Genomic DNA, 16322 nt, shown 5'->3' on the forward strand with positions numbered 1-16322 from the left:
TTACGGATCGGTAAAGGCCGCACCCCCAGGGGAGCGGGGGCCGTGTCCAGCAAAGAAGGGACGCGTCAATGTCCGGTTTTCAGCCGCTCGCGCAGTTGCTGCACGGGCGGCGCCTGGCAGCCCGCGAGCAGCAGACCGGCCAGCGCGGCCGGCACCGCCAGCGGCTGGTCCAGCCAGGGCCAGAGGTCGCAGCTGACGCACAGCTCGTTGAGCGCCAGCACGCCGTTGCGCAGCAGCACGGCGTCATGGCCCAGCCAGGCGCGCAGCCGGTGCACGGCCACCTTCAGCGACGCGGCAGCCTTGTCGCCGTCGGTGTCGGGCCACAGCCAGTCAGACAGCTCGGACTGCGTGGCGCCGCGTCGGTGTCGCACCACCAGCACGGCCAGCAGGTCGCGCAGCTTGGCCGGTGGCTTGGTGCCGCCGGGTGGGGCAGCGGCGGGGTCGTCCACCTCCACCTCCAGCGCCCCCAGCGCGCGGATGCGCACGGGCATGGGCCACCGCATGGCGTCGAAGCCGGGCGGCGGCGGCAGGCGCTTTTCGCGAATCCACTGCCGCGCCACGTCGGGCAGGATGCCGTGGGCCAGCGCGAAAGCCAGCAGCCGCGCCCGCATGGGCCCGCGCCAGCCACAGTCGCTGTGGAATCCGCCGAGTTGCTTGACCCGCAGCATGCGCTCGACCTGCTTGGCCAGGCCCGCCTCGTCGCCCTGCTGCAGCGCGATCTCGGCACCAGCGCAGAAGGCGATGTAGGTGAAGGTCAGGTTGCCGCTGTTCTTGGCCAGCGCCAGTTGCGCGCGGTAGGCCGCCTCGGCGCCGGCCCGGTCGCCCGCGTGCAGGCAGGCGGGCGCGAGCGCCGACAGCACGATGACCTGGTGGAACAGCGAGCCCAGGCTGTCCGCCAGCGGCGCCGCGGTGCGCGCATGGGCCAGTGCCAGCGCCGCGTCGCCGCGGCTGAGCGCATACCAGCTGCGGAAGAAGTGGTGGACCATGCTGTCCAGCCGCTTGTGGCCGCGCTCGGTCAGCGCCAGCCGGGCGAGATAGCCTTCTGCGCGCGGCCAGTCCTCCTGCGACAGCGCGCAGAAGATGCCCTGGGTCAGCAGGAAGAAGTCGCGCACATGGATGCCGCTGGCGTCGGCCAGCGCCAGCCCCTGCGCCACCTTGGCGTGGCAGCGCGCCGGGTCGCCGCACTGCCAGTCGATGATCGCCGAGTTGGACCACCAGATCAGTCGCGCCAGCGGCGGCAGCTCCGCCCCGCCGCGTTCGACCTCGGCGTCGAAGGCGTCGTACAGCGCACGCCCCCCGGGAAAGTCGCCGGCCCACCAGAGCCGGTAGATCAGCAACTGCGCCGCGGCGGTGATGCGGCTGGCGGCGTCGGGCGCCTGCGCCACGGCCAGTGCGGTGGCCTGCGCATGGCGGGCGATGCGCGGGTCCTCGGCACGGCCGTACATCAAGGCAGTCAGCGCATCCGCCGCGACGCGCCAGCGCCACTCGCCCGGCGGCTCGCCCAGCACCGCCTGCAGCGGCTCCAGCTCGTCCACCAGTTCCGCCAGGCCTTGGACGGCGCCCCACTGCACGACGTAGCTGGCCACCTCGCCGCACCAGGCGCGGTAGGCCTGCTCGGCGCTGCCTGCGGCGACGAAGGCGGCGCGGCTGCGCGCGAACAGCGGCCTCGCGTCCTCCGGCGCCAGCGGCAGCAGCGCCTCGGCCCGCCAGAGCGCGCGCACCGGCTGCGCGTCGCCCGGCAACGCATCCAGCCAGGACAGCACCTGGCGGTGCCGCCCCTGGGCCAGCCAGCGCCGGCCCTCGTCGGCCAGCAGCGCCAGCGCGGCGGGCTCGTCGCCCGACGCCACGAGCAGGCCCATCGCGATGTCGGGCTGGCGCTCGCGCACCCAGGCCGCGCAGTCGCGCCGTGCCGCAGCCAGCGCCTGCGGCGTCTCCAGCGCGCGGTTGCGCTCGCGCAGGCCGTCGCGCAGCAGGTCGTGCAGGCGCCAGGCGTCGCCCGCGGTCAGGTCGACGTTCAGTTCGACGAAGTAGCGGCGCTGGGCCAGTTCGTCCAGCAGCCGCACGGCCGGGGGCGCCAGCTTCACCAGGCCGCGCGGCAGCTCCGGCAGTTCGGCCGCCAGTCGCAGGCCACGGCGCGCGTCGGCGGGCAGCAGCGCGAGGATCTCTTCGGCCAGGTACTCGCTGAGCGTGGCGCCCGGCGCCGCCCGGCCCTCGGCGCGCGCCAGCGCCAGCACATGCGCCAGCCAGCCCTGGGCCTGCGCCAGCCGCTCGGCGCTCCAGTCCTGGCCCGACACGGCGCGCGCCACGGCCGCCGCTTCGTCGCCGGCCAGCGCCAGGTCGTCGTAGACCGACAACCACCCAGGCACCAGGCCGCGCGACAACGGCAGCCCGGGCGGGCGGCGGCTGATCAACAGGAAGGACAGCCGCCCCTGCGTGCCGGCCGCCACCTCGCGCGCGGCATCCAGCAGCTCGAACAGCGGCGCGTCCTCGGGCAGGCGGTGGCAGTCGTCGAACACCAGCGTCAGCGGCTCCGGCGCGAGCGCCAGCCACTGCTGGAAGAACTGGCGCGCGAAGCTACGCAGCTCGGTCTGGTGCTCGGGCGACCACGCGGGAAGCCGCGCCGCGTCGCCATGCACCGGGTGGCGGCGCAGCGCATCAAGCAGGCCGGCGATATCGGCATCGTCCTCGTCGAGCCGGTACCAGACGCTGCGCCGTCCCTCCGCCCGCGCCAGCCACTGCGCGGCCACCGAGGTCTTGCCCGCACCCGGCAGGCCCAGCAGCCACACCAGCTCGTGGCGCTGCAGCCGCTCGTCCAGCGCCCCGACCTGGCGATGCCGCAACACCTGGCCCTCGGTGCGGGGCGGCACCAGCTTGTAAGGCATGACGACGGGCATGGGCGGATGCTAGTGCAGTTGCCTTGGCACCGATGGCCGCCCCGTGAACAGGACCTAGACTGCTTCGCCCGCCCCACCCGCCCTCCCTGGAAGCACGCCATGCCGCCTGCCACCCGCCGCCACGCCCGCCTGCTGCCCCTCACGGCCGTTGCCCTCATCGGCGCGCTCGCCGGCCCCGCCCGCGCCCAGGACGCCAAGCCCGACGTGGCCGTGTTCATCGCCCCACTGGACGTGGCGGCCGGCCGGGTCGGCGAGGCGCGCAACATCACGCCGGTCAAGGGTGCCAACTTCCAGCCGGCCTTCACACGCGACGGTGGCGCGGTGCTGTATGCCTCCGACCGCTCGGGCTCCAACAACGTCTACCGCTACGACATCGCCAGCGGCAAGACCACGGCGCTGACGCAGGTGCCGCACAACCTGTATTCGCCCACGCCACTGCCGGACGGCAGCGGCTTCTCGGCCATCCGCGTCGTCGACGCCGACCCCCACTACGGCATCGAATCCAAGGCGCCGTCGCTGTGGCGCTTCGGCTGGGATGGCCGGGCCATCGCCCCCGTGATCCCGACGATGCGCGTGGGCTACCACGCGTGGGTCGACGAGCAACGCCTGGCGCTCTTCATCGTCGACGATGTGGCCGACCGCAATGCCCACCAGGCGCAGCTGTTCAACCGCACCACCGGCAAGGCCACGCTGCTGACCGCCAAGCCGGGCCGCGCGCTGGGCCGCACGGCCGACGGCAAACGCGCGCTGTTCGTCGACCAGACCGACCCGTCGCACTGGCGCATCTGCGCGATGGGCGAAGGCGACGCGCAGCCGCAGGTGCTGGTGGAGACGCCTGTGACCCCGCCTGGCCCCGAAGGCGAAAAGGACCGCAACCGCAGCGCCTATTTCGCGGCGCTGCCCGACGGCTCGCTGCTGATGGCCCGCGGCAACCTGTTGCTGCGCTGGGACGGCAAGCCCGGCAGCGGCTTCAAGCCGTTCGCCGAACTGGCCGAACTGCGCGGCGCGATCCGCAACATCGCCGCGAGCCCTGATGGCTCGCGGCTGGCCTTTTCCGCCGTGCTCGACGCCCCCAAGCCGTGACCGCCACTGCCAGCGCAGCCGGCCAACCCACTCGCGCCACGCTCGCCGAGCTGCTGCTGCTCGCCAGCGTCTTCGTCATCGCCGCCTGCGGCCTGGTCTACGAGCTGGCTGCGGGTGCGCTCGCGAGCTACCTGCTGGGCGACTCGGTGCTGCAGTTTTCCACGGTCATCGGCGTCTACCTGTTCGCGATGGGGCTGGGATCGTGGCTGTCGCGCTTCGTCGAGCGGCAACTGGTGGGCGTGTTCCTGCAGGTGGAGCTGCTGGTGGGCGTCGTGGGCGGCCTGATGCCGGCCGCGCTGTTCGCCGTGCACAGCCTGCTGCCGCCCGGCGAGGCCCTGGTGTTCCGCGTGCTGCTGTACGCGCTGGTGCTGCTCGTGGGCACGCTGGTGGGGCTGGAGATCCCGCTGGTCATGCGCATCCTGAAGCGCCACTTCAGCGCGCGCTACGGCCTGAAGGACCTGGTGTCGCAGGTGCTGACCTTCGACTACCTCGGCGCGCTGCTGGTGGCGCTGGCCTTCCCGCTCGTGCTGGTGCCACAGCTGGGCCTGGTGCGCACCGGTGTCGCGTTCGGGCTGCTGAACGTGGTCGTCGCGATCTGGGCGCTGAGGCTGTTCCGCGCCGAGCTGCGGGCGTGGAATGCGCATGCGCTGGCCTGCGCGCTGTCGGCCGGGCTGCTGCTGGCCGCGCTGCTGGGGGCCGAGCATTTGACGACCTGGGCCGAGGACCGCTTCTACGGCGAGCACATCGTCTTCAAGCAGAGCAGCCCCTACCAGCGCATCGTCGTCACCGACGGCCGCGCCGGCACGCGGCTGTTCCTGAACGGCAACCTGCAGTTCCACTCCAAGGACGAGTACCGCTACCACGAGGCCCTGGTGCATCCGGCGATGGCCGCGCACGGCGCACCCAAGCGCGTGCTGGTGCTGGGCGGCGGTGACGGCATGGCGGTGCGAGAGATCCTGAAGTACGCCAGCGTCGAGCAGGTCACGCTCGTGGAACTGGACCCGCTGATGACGGCGCTGTTCCGCGACAACGCGCGGCTCTCGGCGCTGAACGCCCACTCGCTGTCGAGCCCGAAGCTGCGCATCGTCAACGCCGACGCCTTCGGCTGGCTGGAGCAGCAGCAGGACGTGTTCGACGTCATCGTCATCGACTTTCCCGACCCCTCCAACTTCGCGCTCGGCAAGCTCTACACCACCAGCTTCTACGAGCTGGTGGACCAGCACCTCGCTGCCTCCGGCTACGCCGTCGTGCAGACCACGTCGCCCCTGATTGCCCGGCGCAGCTTCTGGACCGTCGTGACGACGCTGGAGGCGGTCGGCCTGCACACGACGCCGTACCACGCCCATGTGCCTTCGTTCGGCGAATGGGGTTTCGTGCTGGCCTCGCGGCGGCCGTTCCGGCAGCCCGCGGCCTTCCCGCCCGGCATGCGCTTCATCAGCGTCCAGGGCCTGCCCGCCCTGCTGGACTTCCCGCTCGACATGGCCCGCGTGCCGACCGAGGTGAACCGGCTCAGCAACCAGGTGCTGGTGCAGGAATTCGAGGCGGAGTGGGGACAGGTGCACTAGGGCCTGCCGACGCTGGCGGCAGGCCCCGATTGCAGGCATGCTGCTTGCCGGCCGTCGAGTTCATCCCACTGGAGCCCCCCATGCAACGCCACACCGCAGACACTACGCCCGGCGCGAACGACGTGCCCACCACGCCGGCCGGCACTGACCCATCGGACATCGACAGCGTCTATCAGAACCTGCTGCACGGCGTGGGCCATGAACACGTCACGGAAGCCAACGTCGACGCGCTGATCCGCCGCGCGGAAGCCGACCACCACCCGGTGCTGGCCGCCGAGCTGCGCGAGTGGCAGGCCCCCTGCGGTTGACGCCCGCGCACCGCTAGCGCCGGCTGCTACGCTGCCGGCCTTGCCTTCTTCGCCCGCCCTCCTTCGTCTCGATCCCACCGCGTGCGGACTGCCGCGCCGGTCCCTGCTGCTCGCCCCGCTGGGCGCGCTGGCCGGCGGCTGCACGCCGGGCGCCCCGGCGCTGCAGGGCGGCTGGGTGGGCACCCATCCCGAACGCGGCCACCGGCTGCGCGGCGAACTGCCCCGCACCGACGGGCCGCTGAAGAAAGCCGGCGTCCTCATCGTCGGCGCCGGTATCGCCGGGCTGGCCTGCGCGCGTGAGCTCGCCCGGCGCGGCATCGACGACATCGCGCTGCTGGACCTCGAGGACGAGGCCGGCGGCAACAGCCGCGCGCATGCGCTGGGCGGCTCGCTCTGCCCGCTCGGCGCCCATTACCTGCCGTTGCCCGGGCCCGAGGCGCACGAGGTGAACGAGCTGCTGCACGCGCTGGGGCTGGCCCGCGAGCAGTTCGGCCGCACGGTCTGGGACGAGCGCCACCTGTGCCACAGCCCGCAGGAGCGGCTGTTCATCGACGGCCCGGAGGGCGGCTACTGGCACGAGGGCGTGCTGCCGCCGCCCGACGGCGCCGTCGCGCTGGCGCAGTACCGGCACTTCTCTGCGCTCGTCGCGCAGGCGCAGCGCGAGCTGGGCTTCGCGATGCCGACACAGCGCGCCCGCTGGACGGCCGGCCACGCGGCGCTGGACGCGCAGACGTTCGCGGCCTGGCTGGGCGCCCAGGCGCTGACCGACCCGCAGCTGCGCTGGTATCTGGACTACTGCTGCCGCGACGACTTCGGCGCCGGTGCAGACACGGTGTCGGCGTGGGCCGGCCTGCACTACTTCGCCAGCCGCCACGGCTTTCATGCGCCGGGCGACGAAGCCGGCGAACGCGAGCCGGTGCTGACCTGGCCCGAAGGCAACGGCTGGCTGTCGCAGCGCCTGGCGGCGCCGTTGCGTGAGCGCATCCACACGGGCCGCGTCGTCATGCGTGTGACCGAAGGCCGCACGGGCGTCGAGCTGATGGCCTGGAACGAGGCGGCCGGCGCCCCCGAACGCTGGCAGGCCCGCGCCGTGGTGATGGCGACGCCGCTGTTCATCGCCCACCGGCTGCTGGCCTCGCCGCCCGACGCGTTGCGCGCAGCGGCCGGCCACCTGCGCTACGCGCCCTGGCTGACCGCCAACCTGCTGCTGCGCGAGCCGCTGCTGACCCGCCCCGGCGCACCGCCGGCCTGGGACAACGTGCGCTACGGCGCCACGGCGCTGGGCTACGTCGATGCCCGCCACCAGACACTGGATCCCATGCCGCGCCCCCCGCTGCTGACGGCCTACCGCGCGCTGCCCACCGCGGCGCGGGGCGAGCTGCTGTCCGGGTCCTGGCAGCACTGGGCGCAGTCCGTCATCGGCGACCTGGCTGCTACGCACCCCGACCTGCCCGGCAAGGTCGAACGCATCGACCTCTGCCGCTTTGGCCATGCGATGAGCATGCCGGTGCCCGGGCTGCGCGGCTCGGCGGCGCTCGCCGCACTGAACGCCGCGCGGGGTCGCGTCGTCTTCGCGCACGCGGACCTGGCGGGGTATTCGGTGTTCGAGGAGGCCTACACCGCGGGCGTCGCGGCGGCGGCGCGGCTCAGCCTCTGAACCTCGGCATCGCGCGGCGCAAAGGCCTTCAGCAGCGCATCGAGCAGGGCCTCGGCCTTGGCGCTGTTGTCGGTGCCGTAGTTGCAGACGTAGACGTCCAGCGTCACGCCGCCCAGTTCGGGCCAGGTGTGCACCGCGAGATGCGATTCGGCGAGCAGCACGACGCCGGTGACGCCGCTCTGCGGGTCGTCAGGCGCGAAGCGATGGAAGAGTTCGGCGACGCCGGTGAGGCCCGACTGCGCGACAGCGGCGTGGCACAACGCCGCCAGCGCGCCGGCATCGCGCATGGGTGCGAGCGACGCGTCGACGCCGCCCAGATCGGCCGTCAGATGCAGGCCTTGCATGGACTCAGCCTCCCGTGACGGGCGGGAAGAAGGCCAGTTCGTCGCCGTCAGACAAGGTGGCGGACTCGGCGCACATCCTCTGGTTCAACGCGCAACGCACGGCGCGGCCACGGGCCAGCGCGTCGGCATGTGCGCCGCCGCGCGCCAGCAGCGCGTCGCGCGCGGTGCCTGCCGTGCTGCCAGCAGGCAGGTTCAGCGTTTCGCCGTCACCCAGCTTCTCGCGCAGCGACGCGAAGAAGCGCAGCCGGATGGTGATCGTCACGCCAGCAGCTCCGCGAAAGGGATGAAGCGCACCGCATCACCCGCCTTGAACGCCTGGCCGGCCGGGTTGTCCAGCAGGCCATCCGCCCAGAAGGCCGAGGTCAGCACGCCGCTGCTCTGGTTGGAGAACAGCGCCAGGCCGCCCTCCTCGTCCAGCCGCACGCGCAGGAACTCGCGGCGCTTGTCGGGCCTGGGCCAGTCGAAGCCGGCGACCAGCCGGTAGCCGCGTGGCGCCAGCCGCGTGGCGCCCTGCAGCTTCAGCAGGAAGGGGCGCACCAACACCAGGAAGGTCACGAGGCTGGAGACCGGGTTGCCGGGCAGGCCGATGAAGTGGGCCTCGCCGTCGCCGCCCTCGGCGGGGGGCCTGCGCACGGTGCCGTAGGCGAACGGTTTGCCCGGCTTGATGGCGAGCGCCCAGAGGTCCAGCCGCCCTTCGGCCTGCACGGCGGGGCGCAGGTGGTCTTCCTCGCCGACCGACACGCCGCCCGAGGTCAGGATGACATCGGCACGGGCCGCCGCCTCGCGCAGCGCGGCCCGCGTCGCGACCAGGTTGTCGGGCACGATCCCGAGGTCGACGACCTCGCAGCCCAGGCCTTCCAGCAGCGCGCGCAGTGTGAAGCGGTTGGAGTTGTAGATGGCGCCGGGCGGCAGCGGCTCGCCGGGCATGACGAGTTCGTCGCCGGTGGAGAACAGCGCGACGCGCGGGCGGCGGGTCACGGTGACCTGCGCGGCGCCCGCCGTGGCCACCAGGCCCAGCGCGACCGCATCCAGCCGCGTGCCGGCCGGCAGCACGACGGCGCCGGCGCGCACGTCCTCACCGCGCAGGCGCACATGCTGGCCGGCGCTCACGGGCTGGGTGATGCGCAGGCGGTCGCCCGCCAGTTCGGTGAACTCCTGCATGACGACCGTGTCCGCACCCGCCGGCACCTGGGCGCCGGTGAAGATGCGCGCGGCTTCGCCGGGCGGCAACGCCGTGGGCACGCTGCCCGCGGGGATGCGCTGCGTGACGGGCAGTTCGAGATGGGCGTCGGCAGCCCGCAGGGCGTAGCCGTCCATCGCCGAGTTGTCGGCGGGCGGCACGTCCACGGGCGACACGAGGTCGTGCGCGAGCACACGGCCGCGCGCCTGGACGGCGGCCAGCGTCTCGACGCCCGCCACCGGCCCGACGTGGGCCAGCAGCGAGGCCAGCGCATCGTCGAGCGCGATCAGCGGCTTCCTGGGTTCAGACATGGGCGTGAATGTAGGCCTTCACCTGGTCCACATCGGCCGGCATGACCGTCACGCGTTTGGGCAGTTGCTCGATGCCTTCCAGACCCGCCGGCCGCGGCGGCTCGATGCCCAGCGCCTCGCGGATGGTCTCGGCGAACTTGGCGGGCAGCGCGGTCTCCAGCACCAGCATGGTCTGGCCAGGTTCACGCTGCTCCAGCGCAACCTTCAGGCCGTCGGCCGTGTGCGGGTCGATGACGACACCATGCTCGGCATGGCAGCGGCGGATGGTGGCGACGCGGTCGGCATGCGTGCTGCGTCCCGACACGAAACCGAAGCGCGCGATCGATGCCTGCTCGCCGGCCGTCAGCTCGAAGCCCCCGGCGCCGAACAGCGCCTTCACGCGTGCGCCGTCGCGGCCCAGCAGGTCGAACACGAAGCGCTCGAAGTTGCTGGCCTTGGAGATGTCCATGGACGGGCTGGAGGTCTCGTGCGTGTCGGCCGTGCCGCGCGGGCGGTAGGCGCCGGTGCGGAAGAATTCGTCCAGCACGTCGTTCTCGTTGGTTGCGACGACGAGGCGGGCGATGGGCAGGCCCATCTGCCGCGCGACGTGGCCTGCGCAGACGTTGCCGAAGTTGCCCGACGGCACCGTGAAGCTGACCTGCTCGGCGTTGCCCTTCGTCGCCTGGAAGTAGCCGGCGAAGTAGTACACGACCTGCGCCAGCAGCCGCGCCCAGTTGATGGAGTTGACCGTGCCGATGCGGTGCTCGCGCTTGAACGCCAGGTCGGCGGACACCGCCTTGACGATGTCCTGGCAGTCGTCGAACACGCCGTCGATGGCGATGTTGTGGATGTTGGCATCCTGCAGGCTGAACATCTGCGCCTGCTGGAACGGGCTCATGCGGCCCTCGGGGCTGAGCATGAAGACGTTCACGCCCTTCTTCCCACGCATCGCGTACTCGGCGGCGCTGCCGGTGTCGCCCGACGTGGCGCCCAGGATGTTCAGCGTCGCGCCGCGGCGGCCCAGTTCGTACTCGAACAGCGCGCCCAGCAGTTGCATGGCCATGTCCTTGAAGGCCAGCGTCGGGCCGTTGGACAGGCCTTGCAGCGCGATGTGCTCGCCCAGCCAGGTCAGCGGCGTGATCTCGGCCGTGCCGAAGACTTCGGCCGTGTAGACCTTGCGCGTGATCGCGTGCAGGTCGGCGGCCGGGATGTCGTCGATGTACAGCGACAGGATCTCGAACGCCAGGTCCGCATAGGCCAGGCCGCGCCAGCGCGTCAGCATGGCGTCGTCGACCTGCGGGTAGGTCCTGGGCAGGTACAGGCCGCCGTCCGGCGCCAGGCCTTCGAGCAGGATGTCGCAGAAGGCGCGTTCGGTCTGGTCGCCGCGCGTGGAGATGTACTTCATCAGGCCAGCTCTTCCTTGCGGATGCGCACGATGGGCGCGAGGACCGTGGGCAGGCCCTGCATCCTGGCCAGCGCCTCGTTCATGCGGCCTTCGACCGTGTCGTGCGTCAGGATGATGAGGTCGGTCTGGCGCTCGCCCTCGCCCGACTCGCGCTGCAGCACGGCGTCGATGGAGATGTCGTGCTCGGCCAGGATGGTGGTGATGCGCGACAGCACGCCCGGCTGGTCGGCCACCACGAGGCGCAGGTAGAAGGCGGTGTGGACCTCGGCCATCGGCAGGATGGGCGTGTCGCTCATCGCGTCGGGCTGGAAGGCCAGGTGGGGCACGCGGTGGTCGGGGTCGGCGGTGTGCAGGCGGGTCACGTCGACCAGGTCGGCGACGACGGCGGATGCGGTCGGCTCCGCGCCGGCGCCCTTGCCGTAGTACAGCGTCGTGCCGACCGCGTCGGCCTGCACGACGACGGCGTTCATCGCGCCTTCGACGTTGGCGATGAGGCGGGTGGCCGGGATCAGCGTCGGGTGCACGCGCAGCTCGATGCCCTGGCTGCCCGAACCCTGCCGGCGGCGCGTGATGCCCAGCAGCTTGATGCGGTAGCCCAGCTGCTCGGCGTACTTGATGTCGGTGGCCTGCAGGCTGCTGATGCCTTCCACATGCGCCTTGTCGAACTGCACCGGCACGCCGAAGGCGATGGCGCTCATGATGGTCAGCTTGTGGGCCGCGTCCACGCCTTCGATGTCGAAGGTCGGGTCGCTCTCGGCATAACCCAGGCGCTGGGCCTCCTTCAGCACGGTGGCGAAGTCCAGGCCCTTGCCGCGCATCTCCGACAGGATGAAGTTCGTCGTGCCGTTGATGATGCCGGCGATCCATTCGATGCGGTTGGCGGTCAGGCCTTCGCGCAGCGCCTTGATGATGGGGATGCCACCGGCCACGGCGGCCTCGAACGCGACGACGACGCCCTTCTCGCGCGCGGCCTCGAAGATTTCCGTGCCGTGCAGCGCCAGCAGCGCCTTGTTGGCCGTCACGACATGCTTGCCGTTGGCGATCGCCCTCAGCACCAGCGTGCGTGCGGGTTCCACACCACCGATCAGCTCGACGACGATGTCGATGGCCGGGTTGTCGACCAGTTCCTGCGCGTCGGCCACGCAGGGCACGCCGTCACCGACCTGCGCCTGGTAGGCCTTGGCGCGCTCGGCGTTGCGGGCCGCCACCATCGCGATCTCGATGCCACGGCCCGCGCGGCCGCGGATCTCGGCCTGGTTGCGCTGCAGGACGTGGAAGGTGCCGGCACCGACGGTGCCGAGGCCGATCAGGCCGACTTGGATGGCTTTCATTGCAGCGCTCTTCAGCAAAAAAATCAGGCGACGTGGCGGCGGCGATAGCCGGCCAGGAAACGGTCGATGCGGCCCACGGCCTCGCGCAGGTCGTCCACGTTGGGCAGGAACACGAGGCGGAAATGGTCGTGCGCCGGCCAGTTGAAGCCGGTGCCCTGCACGATGAGCACCTTCTCCTCGGCCAGCAGCTCGTAGGCGAACTGCTGGTCGTCGGCGATGGGGTAGACCTTGGGGTCCAGGCGCGGGAACATGTACAGCGCCGCCTTCGGCTTGACGACGCTGACGCCGGGAATGGCGCTCAGCAGCTCGTACGCCAGGTCGCGCTGGCGGCACAGGCGGCCGGTCGGCGCCACCAGGTCGGCGATGCTCTGGTAGCCGCCCAGCGCCGTCTGGACCGCCAGCTGGCCTGGCGTGTTGGAACACAGGCGCAGCGAGGCCAGCATGTTCAGGCCCTCGATGTAGTCGCGGGCATGGCGCTTCTCGCCGCTGACCACCATCCAGCCGGCGCGGTAGCCGCAGGAGCGGTAGTTCTTGGACAAGCCGTTGAAGGTCACGAACAGCACGTCGTCGGCCAGCGACGCCATGCTGGTGTGCACATGGCCGTCGTACAACGTCTTGTCGTAGATCTCGTCGGCGAAGACGATGAGCTGGTGCTGGCGGGCTAGCTCGATGATGCCCAGCAGCAGGTCGGTCGGGTACAGCGCGCCGGTCGGGTTGTTGGGGTTGCAGACCATGATGCCGCGCGTGCGCGGCGTGATTTTGGCGGCGATGTCGGCCAGGTCCGGCAGCCAGCCGGCGCCCTCGTCGCACAGGTAGTGCACCGGGCGGCCGCCGGACAGGCCCACCACGGCCGTGTAGAGCGGGAAGTCGGGCGCCGGGATGAGGATCTCGTCGCCGTCGTTGAGCAGCGCATTGATCGCCATCTGGATCAGCTCGGACGCGCCGTTGCCCAGGTAGACGTCGTCCACCGTGACGCCCTTGACGCCCTGCTGCTGGGTGTAGTGCACCACCGCCTTGCGCGGCGCGAACAAGCCCTTGCTGTCCGTGTAGCCGCCGGCGTCGGCGAGGTTGCGGATCATGTCCTGCACGATCTCGTCCGGCGGCGTCAGGCCGAACACCGCCGTGTTGCCGATGTTGAGCTTGATGATCTTCTGGCCCTCTTCCTCCATCTGGCGCGCCTTGTCGAGCACAGGCCCACGGATGTCATAACTGACGCTGGCGAGCTTGGCGGACTTGGCGATGGGCTTCAAAACGGGCTCCAGGACAGGGATTGCTGCACTGCAGAAGTGCAGCCCTGCAGTTTAAGCAAGGCCCCGGGCGAACCCGGCGGTTCTGCGCGACACTCGCGCCCGGCTTTACCGGCAGCGCCCGACCCGTTTTCCATGAAGTTCCAGCTCGACGAGCCGCAAGGCGGCAACACGATCTCCCGCCATGACACCCAGGGCGTCTGGGTCAACGGCCAGCCGCACACGGCGAGCCTGCTCGTGCCCTGGAAGGGCGACGTCGTGGCCTGGACGCCTTCGCGCTTCGAGGAACTTCAGGCGGCGCATTTCGAAGCGATACGCGCGCTGCAACCCGAGCTGGTGGTGTTCGGCAGCGGTGCCCGGCTGCGATTCCCCAACCCGGCGCTCTGGCGCGGGCTGGTGGAGGCGCGCATCGGTTTCGAGGTGATGGACATCGGCGCGGCCTGCCGCACCTACAACGTGCTGGCCAGCGAAGGGCGCAATGTTCTGGCAGCATTGCTGATCGAACGTTGAGCGGCCCGGTCGGGAGACCGGGGCGAGGCTTTATAATCACGGGCTATTGCCTGCGGGCGCCCGCGTGAAATGCTGCACAGGCAGCAATCACGAACCGGGGACCCCGTGAGCCCAACTTGCCGCTCCCTCCAATGACGCCTGCGCTCAACAAACCCCTGCCGGAAATTGAGGCCCAAGCCACCGGCGGCGTGAAGTTCACCGCCAACGCCTTCCTCGGCAAGTCGGTCGTGCTGTATTTCTACCCGAAAGACAACACGCCGGGTTGTACCACCGAGGCGATGCAATTCCGCGATCGCCACAAGGACTTCGTGAAGGCCGGCGCCGTCGTGTTCGGCGTGTCGCGCGACAACATGGCTTCGCACGACAAGTTCAAGCAGGCGCTGGAGCTGCCCTTCGAGCTGATCGCCGACACCGAAGAGAAGCTCTGCCACATGTTCGGCGTGGTCAAGAACAAGATCATGTACGGCAAGAAGGTCAAGGGCATCGAGCGCTCGACCTTCCTGATCGCCCCGAACGGCATCCTGGTGGGCGAATGGCGCGGCATCAAGGTGGCCGGCCACGTCGACGAGGTGCTGAAGGCCGTCAAGGCGCTGAAGAAGGAAGCGGCCTAAAGCTTCTCGATGAGGCGCTGAACACGCGTTGTTCTCTGACATCGCGGGCACCCGCGGCATGTGCATAATCGGTTCATGCCCCGGGTCGAATCCTCGCCTCCAACCAACAAGCCGCACTCATCCTGTGCGGCTTTTTGCTTTCTGGAGCAGGGATCGCGTGGGGTTCACTTTCAGTCGACCCGCCGTACATGCCTCTGCCCAAGCCTCCTGCACAACGCGCCAGCCGCCTCGATGCCACCGCTTACTCGGCCCATCTGACTCCCAACAAACCGCGGGCGGCCTCGGCCGCCATCGCGCATGCCAGCGCGCCAGCCGCCCTGCCCATGTCCCCGGTGGCCCCGGCGGCGCCGGTCGCAGCGCCGACCGCCGAGGTGCTGCGCCTGCCCACTCCCGCCGCCAGTCCGTCTGCCGCCAAACCCGCGCTGCCCGCCAAGTCGGCAAGCAAGGCGCCGGCCAAGGCCGCAGCGCCCAAGCGCACGCGCAAGCCCGCCGAGGCTGCCAAGCTCTTCGTGCTCGACACCAACGTGCTAATGCACGACCCGATGTCGCTGTTCCGCTTCGAGGAGCACGACGTCTTCCTGCCCATGATCACGCTCGAAGAGCTGGACGGGCACAAGAAGGGCATGACCGAGGTCGCGCGCAACGTGCGCCAGGTCAGCCGCGAGCTGGACCAGCTCGCCGCCAGCCTGAAGAGCAGCGGCCTCGAAGAAATGGCCAAGGGCCTGCCGCTGGCCGGCACCGGCCACCGCGAGGCGGAAGGCAAGCTGTTCTTCCAGACCGAACTGATCGACGCGCCACTGCCGCAGGGCCTGCCGCAGGGCAAGGCGGACAACCAGATCCTGGGCGTGGTGCAGGCGCTGAAGGGCCGCCACCCGGACCGGGAAGTCGTGCTGGTGTCCAAGGACATCAACATGCGCATCAAGGCGCGCGCGCTGGGCCTGCCCACCGAGGACTACCGCAACGACAAGACGCTGGAAGACTCGGACCTGCTCTACACCGGCGTGCAGGCCTTGCCGGCCGACTTCTGGGAGCGCCATGGCAAGACCATGGAGAGCTGGCAGCAGGGTGGCACGACCTTCTACCGCATCAGCGGGCCGCTGGTGCCCACGCTGCTCATCAACGAGCTGGTCTACCTGGAAGCGCCCGGCACGACGCCGTTGTATGCCAAGGTCACCGAGATCACCGGCAAGACGGCCGTGCTGCGCACGCTGAAGGACTACGGCAACCAGAAGCACGCCGTCTGGGGCGTCACGGCCCGCAACCGCGAGCAGAACTTCGCGCTGAACCTGCTGATGGACCCGGAGTGCGACTTCATCACGCTGACCGGCACGGCCGGCACCGGCAAGACGCTGATGACGCTGGCCGCAGCACTCGCCCAGGTCTTCGATGACCGCCGCTACAGCGAGATCATCGTCACCCGCGTGACCGTGCCCGTGGGCGAGGACATCGGCTTCCTGCCCGGCACCGAGGAAGAAAAGATGGGCCCCTGGATGGGCGCGCTGGACGACAACCTCGAAGTGCTGGCCAAGGGCGGATCGTCCGCCGGCGAATGGGGCCGCGCCGCCACCAACGATCTGGTGCGCAGCAAGATCAAGATCAAGAGCCTGAACTTCATGCGCGGGCGCACCTTCCTGAACAAGTTCGTCATCATCGACGAGGCGCAGAACCTGACGCCCAAGCAGATGAAGACGCTGATCACCCGCGCCGGCCCCGGCACCAAGATCGTCTGCCTGGGCAACCTCGCGCAGATCGACACGCCCTACCTCACCGAGGGCAGCTCAGGCCTGACGTTCGCCGTGGACCGCTTCAAGGGCTGGGCCCACAGCGGCCACGTGACGCTGGCGCGCGGCGAGCGTTCGCGCCTGGCGGACTTCGCGTCCGAAGTGCTGTAGGCCGT

General features: G+C 70.6%; 14 protein-coding genes. 7 read left to right on the forward strand and 7 right to left on the reverse strand.

The genetic code is table 11. From position 1 onward, the window contains the following. Window positions 1-65 precede the first annotated feature (65 nt). The gene (locus ACO07H_RS17185) at window positions 66-2894 is read right to left on the reverse strand and encodes an AAA family ATPase (RefSeq protein ID WP_422016331.1); all 2829 of its coding nucleotides are present in this window, start codon (window positions 2892-2894) and stop codon (window positions 66-68) included. A 99-nt stretch (window positions 2895-2993) separates the two neighbouring features. On the opposite strand from ACO07H_RS17185, the gene ACO07H_RS17190 reads away from it, so the two are divergent. The 4 genes from ACO07H_RS17190 to ACO07H_RS17205 all read left to right on the forward strand — a co-directional run bounded on the left by ACO07H_RS17190 (window position 2994) and on the right by ACO07H_RS17205 (window position 7507). Further along, entirely contained in the window at window positions 2994-3977 is a 984-nt protein-coding gene (locus tag ACO07H_RS17190) for a TolB family protein (protein WP_422016333.1), read from the forward strand. Continuing rightward, window positions 3974-5542, forward strand: coding sequence for a polyamine aminopropyltransferase (locus ACO07H_RS17195; RefSeq protein ID WP_422016335.1), 1569 nt, complete (start codon window positions 3974-3976; stop codon window positions 5540-5542). The genes ACO07H_RS17190 and ACO07H_RS17195 overlap by 4 nt, the downstream gene beginning before the upstream one ends. Window positions 5543-5622: 80 nt before the next feature. Further along, window positions 5623-5850: a hypothetical protein gene (locus tag ACO07H_RS17200; protein WP_422016337.1), complete on the forward strand. Its 228-nt coding sequence runs from the start codon at window positions 5623-5625 to the stop codon at window positions 5848-5850. A gap of 40 nt (window positions 5851-5890) precedes the next feature. Continuing rightward, window positions 5891-7507 carry a flavin monoamine oxidase family protein gene (locus ACO07H_RS17205; RefSeq protein ID WP_422016339.1) on the forward strand — a complete coding sequence of 539 codons (1617 nt, stop codon included), beginning with the start codon at window positions 5891-5893 and terminating at the stop codon, window positions 7505-7507. Here ACO07H_RS17205 and speD read toward each other — a convergent pair. From speD to ACO07H_RS17235, 6 genes are read right to left on the reverse strand one after another with little or no spacing between them, the layout of a single operon-like run. After that, window positions 7465-7851, reverse strand: coding sequence for an adenosylmethionine decarboxylase (gene speD, locus ACO07H_RS17210; protein WP_422016341.1), 387 nt, complete (start codon window positions 7849-7851; stop codon window positions 7465-7467). The genes ACO07H_RS17205 and speD overlap by 43 nt on opposite strands. A gap of 4 nt (window positions 7852-7855) precedes the next feature. Further along, window positions 7856-8107, reverse strand: coding sequence for a MoaD/ThiS family protein (locus ACO07H_RS17215; RefSeq protein WP_422018653.1), 252 nt, complete (start codon window positions 8105-8107; stop codon window positions 7856-7858). 2 nt (window positions 8108-8109) lie between these two features. Continuing rightward, complete coding sequence (gene glp / locus ACO07H_RS17220; protein ID WP_422016343.1) at window positions 8110-9342, reverse strand: gephyrin-like molybdotransferase Glp; 1233 nt, start codon at window positions 9340-9342, stop codon at window positions 8110-8112. Then, the gene (gene thrC, locus ACO07H_RS17225) at window positions 9335-10726 is read right to left on the reverse strand and encodes a threonine synthase (RefSeq protein ID WP_422016345.1); all 1392 of its coding nucleotides are present in this window, start codon (window positions 10724-10726) and stop codon (window positions 9335-9337) included. The genes glp and thrC overlap by 8 nt, the downstream gene beginning before the upstream one ends. Then, window positions 10726-12057 carry a homoserine dehydrogenase gene (locus tag ACO07H_RS17230; RefSeq protein ID WP_422016347.1) on the reverse strand — a complete coding sequence of 444 codons (1332 nt, stop codon included), beginning with the start codon at window positions 12055-12057 and terminating at the stop codon, window positions 10726-10728. Before ACO07H_RS17230 ends, thrC begins: the two co-directional genes overlap by 1 nt. Before the next feature lie 23 nt (window positions 12058-12080). Then, window positions 12081-13307, reverse strand: a complete 1227-nt coding sequence (locus tag ACO07H_RS17235; protein ID WP_422016349.1) for a pyridoxal phosphate-dependent aminotransferase — start codon at window positions 13305-13307, stop codon at window positions 12081-12083. A 132-nt stretch (window positions 13308-13439) separates the two neighbouring features. On the opposite strand from ACO07H_RS17235, the gene ACO07H_RS17240 reads away from it, so the two are divergent. The 3 genes from ACO07H_RS17240 (at window position 13440) to ACO07H_RS17250 (ending at window position 16317) form a co-directional block, all read left to right on the forward strand. Further along, window positions 13440-13814 (forward strand): Mth938-like domain-containing protein, encoded by a 375-nt coding sequence (locus ACO07H_RS17240; protein WP_422016351.1) that lies wholly within the window; start codon window positions 13440-13442, stop codon window positions 13812-13814. 131 nt (window positions 13815-13945) lie between these two features. Further along, window positions 13946-14425 carry a peroxiredoxin gene (locus ACO07H_RS17245; protein WP_422016353.1) on the forward strand — a complete coding sequence of 160 codons (480 nt, stop codon included), beginning with the start codon at window positions 13946-13948 and terminating at the stop codon, window positions 14423-14425. 188 nt (window positions 14426-14613) lie between these two features. Beyond that, window positions 14614-16317 carry a PhoH family protein gene (locus tag ACO07H_RS17250; RefSeq protein ID WP_422016355.1) on the forward strand — a complete coding sequence of 568 codons (1704 nt, stop codon included), beginning with the start codon at window positions 14614-14616 and terminating at the stop codon, window positions 16315-16317. Window positions 16318-16322 lie beyond the last annotated feature (5 nt).

It is taken from the genome of Roseateles sp., from assembly GCF_965229315.1.
Classification (GTDB): Bacteria; Pseudomonadota; Gammaproteobacteria; order Burkholderiales; family Burkholderiaceae_C; genus Pelomonas.